Consider the following 5,796-nt stretch of genomic DNA (forward strand, 5'->3'; position numbering starts at 1 on the left):
ATCTAATACCAATTCGAGTATTCCAAACTAGCTCCCAAAGCCTTTGTTCATCGCTATCTAACTCCTGAGCTTGCATAACAACTCCTATTTATTTTTAGTACCACCAGAGCCTGGTTTAGGTGGGGTCGAATGCATTTGAGTTATTTCATTGTCACCACGCGTCATTGAATCTGGACATTGTTTTTTCTCGCGGTTGACTATCAAACCTACATCTCTACCTTTACCACGTGATGGTTTTGGTACGCTTTTGTTCTCTGTGTTTTTCTTATTACTCATCGGAAACCTTTCCTTCTTCGTGATAAAAATCTGAACTCTCAAGAAAAGAGCCAACTATTCGGTCAAAATAGCCACCTACATCGTAAGAGTGGAGTCGGCTAATGGCACGAACCGGAGCGAGCTCTCCAATCGGATATATTCGACCATAAAAGTCGATTATGATGTCAAAATAAGCACTTTGCTCTGAGAAAATTTGAGTTTCGAAACGAACCTTTAAAGCTAACAAGTTATCGAAAATAACCGCGTGATGCTTTGATTCAAATGAGTAAGACAAGTAGTCAAAAGAAATCTTGTGGTTATCAATGGTTGCAAACTTTGCATCTGTTAACAAAGTACCCAAATCATCTAAGTGGCACAACAAGTCATCATATTGTGAATTCATTGCACCTCCATACTCTCTACAATGCATAGCACCTCCTTGGTCGTCTTACAAAAGTACAATCGATTTAGTATGCATTCAAGCTCACTCTGGTGATAATGTGAACATTAGTTGCATATTGGTTGTTTCGTATCAGAAGTTAAAGATTTTCGATTGCGAGATACTGCGTTGAGGGTGGGATTTATCCCGTCATATACCACAGGCGTGCATGAAAACTGATTTCAATAACACTTCAAAACAAAACCAATATGCTACCATGCACTCATTTTTATGAGTGGGAAGCAGAAAGTGCCTGAATTACTGATATTTATATCCTTAGCGTGTATTGTGTATCTATTCACAAAGAAGGGTAAGAAGCCTAAACGTAGGCTTAATGAATGGGAACAAGGTGCATCGGTTAGAAGACCGAACAGCATACATTCTTTTGAACCAAAAGCTGTAGAAAAGCCCCCAAAGATAGTCGAAGTACCTCTGCCGAACACTGGCAATAAGACTAATTCTGTACCTCACAAGAAAAGTACATACTTAGCCACCAAGACAGAGCGCCGATTCTATAAAGTGTTGCAGGAGCTTATACCTGATGAATACGTGATTCATAGTCAAGTTTCATTGATGGCATTGGTTCAACCGACCAATTTTAAAGATAACTCTCGAACTTGGGCTAAAAGAATGGACTATGTAATAACGGATAGAGACACAAAAGTCTTGGCGGTCATCGAGCTAGATGACTCATCTCATAGACAGAAGAAGAGACAAGAACGAGATATATACGTAAACAATGCACTTAACGGACACCATCCGTTGCTTCGGTTTGAAGCTAGAAGCTCTTATGACAAAACACATATCGCAACCGTATTAGAACGTGACACGATAATAAAGTGTAGAGAACTGGAAAGCGTATTACAGTACAGCTAAAGCAGAGCCGAACAGCAATTGTTCGGCTTTTCTTTTAACTCAAAGTATCGTGGTTCTTATCGTTACTTTAAGTTCTTTATCTACCGTATTGGTCTTTTCTGACCGGAATAGAGCACCAAGGAAAGGCACATCCATCAAGACAGGCACACCGCTTACCGAGTCTCGCTGCTCTTGAGAAATCAAGCCACCTAAAGAGATCGTTTGGCGGTCTTTGACCTTGACCACTGTTTGCAGTGTTCGCGTATTGGTGATGATATCGGATGCGATAGAGGAATCCGTTACCGAATCGGATTTTTGCATTATCTGCAACACAACATGATCACCAATCACATGCGGTACTACCTCAAGTGATACACCCACATCCTTACGTTCAATTTGCTGGACTCGATTACCGCCGTCAGTTACTTCAGACGAAGTGAGGAACGGCACGTTCTGACCAACCGTGATGTAACCGCGCTCTCTGTCCATAATGAACATGTTTGGCCGCGATAAGAGCTTAGTATTCTGATTCTTAGACACTGCTTTAATAAGCGCATTGAAATCGGCGCCCTCATAGAACAGTAGGTTATCAACGGCTTTCTTAATTGCAGTAGGCTGAGAAACAAAGCCAGCCTCACTCAGAGCTAAGTCCATATTTACGCCGACTTCCTGAGAATCACCGAGCTCAGTTTCGGTAATCACCGCCTCGATAAAGACTTGCTTTTGTGGTCTATCAATCCCTTTGATGAGCACATCAATGTGCTTCAATTGGTTCTCAGAGCCTGTCACGATAATGCTGTTTGTGGTCGGTAGCACCTCAACCTTGTAATTCTTAATCGCTTTATTATTCAGTGTCTGGTTTTGCGTTGCGGCAAGCATCGAGGAAATTAAGTCAACGACCTTGGTATTTCGGACATTCTCAAAGAAGTATAACTTCACTTGAGAGGGTTCGAACGTCTCCACTTTGTTAGCGTCAGCAATGATGGTAAAAACGCCGTGGTCATGCGTAAGCTCGTAACCATGCGCACGAAGTACCGAAAGGAAAAAGGCAGGATAGTCCTCATCTTTCAAATCCGGTGCGGTAAAGCTGACCTCACCAGTAACACCTTGACCGAGCACCACCGTATTCCCAGTATGAACCGAGAACCACGATGCAAAGTCTCCAATCGGTGTGTTCTTTGCCTCAAAAGGCGCAGAGCTTGCAGCAAAAGAAGGGGAGCTGAGCAGGGTGCACGCGAGCAGAAAGGTGGTAATGCTGGATGTGGAAAAGTTGGAACAAGCCGTTGTTTGTTTCTCAACTTTACCACAGCGCATGGTCAGTAATGTGCTCGCAAGCAGTGAGCCTACGGCGCAATAAAATTCTTTTTGGTTTTTTGAAAGAAAAGCTGTGAGTTTTGCGATTATCCATGACATAAAGCGCACCTTTTTCCCTAGCACATAACTTTGAATGATTGACCGTTGCCACTCACCGTAATGGAGCAAGAGCCGTTAGATTGAGCCGTAAAGCCTTTTGCGTATAGTTGCGACGACGACAGACGTACATCGTCCTTAACCAACACAAAAGACGGGGCAACATTTGGGGGATTCATTGAAGATTCGATTCGATAGCCGTCGAGCAAGTCACTCAATGACTCGCGAGGCACCGCCGTTTGAGCCGTTTCGGGTTCCGTCGACATGTTCGGTGTGCCAACTAAGGTGAACACCGCAAACGAGACGGCGACACCTGCCGCAAATACACTGAATCGAGAGTATTTACGGAGATAGATTTTCGTAATGCGCATGATATTTCTCAACGTATACGGGACAGTGTAACGTCCATGGGTATAGTAGGGCGGCAATACTGAATAAACGCCGTCCTCATAGTTGTTTCTAAACATCTGTTTAGTGTCGTAAGAACTGTATAAATCCGTACCCCAGAGCATCCATTTATCGACGGTGAGCGAGTTCGCGTTGTCACCATATTTCACAATGCCAACGTGCAACTTAGGCATTTTCAACTTGAGTTGACCGAGCGTCAGAACGGATACCGCAGTCGAGATAATAGGGACTTGAAGACGGTCTAAACGACGACAAAACACGGTGTGTTCAGCCAGTGCAAGACGCGCTTGTTTATCAACAATCGAAATGTCTTGAACGATGAAAATCACATCCCATCCAAGCTTTCGAATATGCAAAAGGTGATCAATTAACTTTTGTCGATTCTTATCGTTCCATGTTCGCGAGTTAAACCACGTTCCGCACTCATCGAGCACAATCAAGCCGTCTTTTTTGGTGTCATAGCTCTTGTTTGCCGAGCCAATCACCATCAAATCCTCTACCTGAGGCTTGTCCGGCAGACGATAAAGGCGAGTGTTGCGCTTGTTGCGTCCAAGCATTTCTTTCAAGCTGATATCGAGGTTTGTCGCCACAGGCACACCGCGCATAAATGCCTCGCGAATCTTACCGACTGCCGTTAGCGTTTTGCCTGAGCCGAGCTTACCCGTAACAAAGTAGACCGATGCCATTACGCCGCCCTCACAATCGCGTAGAACTTCCATTCCCACACCCAACGCAGCAGACGCGCAGAGTAAATCGCACTCACACAAGGCACGGCGTTATTAGGGATGAACATACCCGCCGCTTGTGACCACATTGGAGGTGCAACATAAGACAGACCCATTGCAAGGGTGTAAATCGCCAAGGTGAGGGTGGCGGTCAAGCCGATTAGCAGCGTTAAAATGACCAAGTTAATCGTGACGTTTCGTGCTTTCGCAATGAAGAACCAACCAAATAACGTGGTCGCTATCTGAGAGATAAAGGCAGCCAGAGCAGGGAGGCGCAACGCCGTCCCAATGGTGCTGACAATTGGTAATAGCTGAATCATTAGTAATATCTCCCAGAACCTGGCTTGTTACTTGGTACAGGCGTGACCTCAGTCAGCAGGATTTCAACAAGCGTCTTAATCGTGTAGATGTAAATCAGAATTGAGATGATCATTTTGAGTTTCTGCGAAAACTCACAAGAGATAGAAGCGCGACCACCGCCAAGCGTAGGCAAGGATAGATTCATGCAGGGCGTAGGCTTAGGTAACACACTCAAAAACGAATCCGATATAGCATTAATATGCCCCTCAGATTCTGCAGTCAGATTCTTCTCAATCAAATCGTTAGCAGCATCGGTCACGGTCTTTTCATAGGCATTCATCGCACCGGACACGGCTTTATCCGCTTGAGTCAGCACATCACCGACATAATCCGAACCTAAACCATGAGGGTTTTCACAATAGTTGTTTTCCTCGGTAGGCTCACAAGGCTTGAGGTCGTCGAGCTTATCCGATAGCTCTGCAAATCCATCAGCGTTAGTGGTTTGCAAATCATCGAGTCCCTTAACCACCTCACCGACAGAATTGGTGTTTCGATTGACTGCCGTCGTGATGTCACCGTTAGCTTGCTGAATCAGCGCCTTAGTGTTTTCGTAAATCTTGTTGTCGTTGATTTGCTGCTTTTGAATCGCTTGGGTGTTAGTCACCATCGACGCATTAAGCGCAATGATTTGGTTTTGAATATCAGCGCTCGATTGATTGAGGTCGACATTTAGCGCGTTGAGCGCTTTGTTCACATCCGAATTAAGCCCTTTGATTGCACCAACTACTGCCGTGTCAGTGTTTTCATCTGTGTCAGGGTCTTCAACTTCTGGCTCATCTTCGGTATCCGGTGGATTCACTGTATTGGTTGAATCGTCAGGAAGCACGCTAGGGTCTTCGATATCACCCGTTGGGTCGTCAGGGTCGTGAATCGGGTCATCGGGAATAATAGGGGTGTCAGGACCATCTTTACCCCAAAACAACGTACCACCATCACACTGATTACCAGTGAATTGAAACTTACCGTGACAGCGAGTGTTTTGGGTAAATTCGCCCGAATCTACATCGGTACAAAGCGTAGTGTCATTTGGAATACGCTCAAGCTCACAACGGGTTGCGCCAAAATCGCCATAACACGCCCCCGTGACTTGCTCACCATAAACATAAGCCGACCAATGAAGTGATTGAGTGTCATTGATGGATTGCTTGAACTGGCAAGCATCCATACAAGTGCCGTCAGGGTTTTCACCAAACTCACATGCAGGAACGATAGGTTCACAGGTGTAACCATCACCGTCTTTTACTTTTTCATGGTCTGCTGGACACTTAGCAGTATCATGACGGAACCATACAGTTTGAATTTTCGGGAAAGAAGAGCTGTCGGTATTACACATTATACGTAAGC

The 5,796-nt window shown here is 44.9% G+C and carries 7 protein-coding genes; 1 reads left to right on the plus strand and 6 read right to left on the minus strand.

The features are described 5' to 3' along the window. Positions 1 to 84 precede the first annotated feature (84 nt). Both CAG69_RS11730 and CAG69_RS11735 read right to left on the minus strand, forming a co-directional pair. Positions 85 to 276: a hypothetical protein gene (locus tag CAG69_RS11730; protein ID WP_043856491.1), complete on the minus strand. Its 192-nt coding sequence runs from the start codon at positions 274 to 276 to the stop codon at positions 85 to 87. Then, positions 269 to 658, minus strand: a complete 390-nt coding sequence (locus CAG69_RS11735) for a hypothetical protein (protein WP_043856490.1) — start codon at positions 656 to 658, stop codon at positions 269 to 271. The genes CAG69_RS11730 and CAG69_RS11735 overlap by 8 nt, the downstream gene beginning before the upstream one ends. Positions 659 to 943: 285 nt before the next feature. Between CAG69_RS11735 and CAG69_RS11740 the strand changes: the two genes are divergently transcribed. Next, the gene (locus tag CAG69_RS11740; protein ID WP_337247417.1) at positions 944 to 1,570 is read left to right on the plus strand and encodes a DUF2726 domain-containing protein; all 627 of its coding nucleotides are present in this window, start codon (positions 944 to 946) and stop codon (positions 1,568 to 1,570) included. A 39-nt stretch (positions 1,571 to 1,609) separates the two neighbouring features. On the opposite strand, the gene CAG69_RS11745 is transcribed toward CAG69_RS11740, so the two are convergent. Genes CAG69_RS11745 through CAG69_RS22555 form a run of 4 tightly spaced genes read right to left on the minus strand, consistent with a single transcriptional unit; the run spans position 1,610 to position 5,785 of the window. Continuing rightward, a complete protein-coding gene (locus CAG69_RS11745; protein WP_161444305.1) occupies positions 1,610 to 2,962 on the minus strand; it encodes a secretin N-terminal domain-containing protein in 1,353 nt (450 codons plus the stop codon). 17 nt (positions 2,963 to 2,979) lie between these two features. Continuing rightward, entirely contained in the window at positions 2,980 to 4,053 is a 1,074-nt protein-coding gene (locus tag CAG69_RS11750; RefSeq protein ID WP_161444310.1) for a zonular occludens toxin domain-containing protein, read from the minus strand. Next, complete coding sequence (locus CAG69_RS11755) at positions 4,053 to 4,412, minus strand: DUF5455 family protein (protein ID WP_161444307.1); 360 nt, start codon at positions 4,410 to 4,412, stop codon at positions 4,053 to 4,055. Before CAG69_RS11755 ends, CAG69_RS11750 begins: the two co-directional genes overlap by 1 nt. Beyond that, positions 4,412 to 5,785 (minus strand): chemotaxis protein, encoded by a 1,374-nt coding sequence (locus tag CAG69_RS22555; protein WP_237668069.1) that lies wholly within the window; start codon positions 5,783 to 5,785, stop codon positions 4,412 to 4,414. Before CAG69_RS22555 ends, CAG69_RS11755 begins: the two co-directional genes overlap by 1 nt. Between the last annotated feature and the right edge of the window lie 11 nt (positions 5,786 to 5,796).

This window comes from Vibrio sp. V43_P6S15P86 (assembly GCF_009904725.1).
Lineage (GTDB): Bacteria > Pseudomonadota > Gammaproteobacteria > Enterobacterales > Vibrionaceae > Vibrio > Vibrio diabolicus.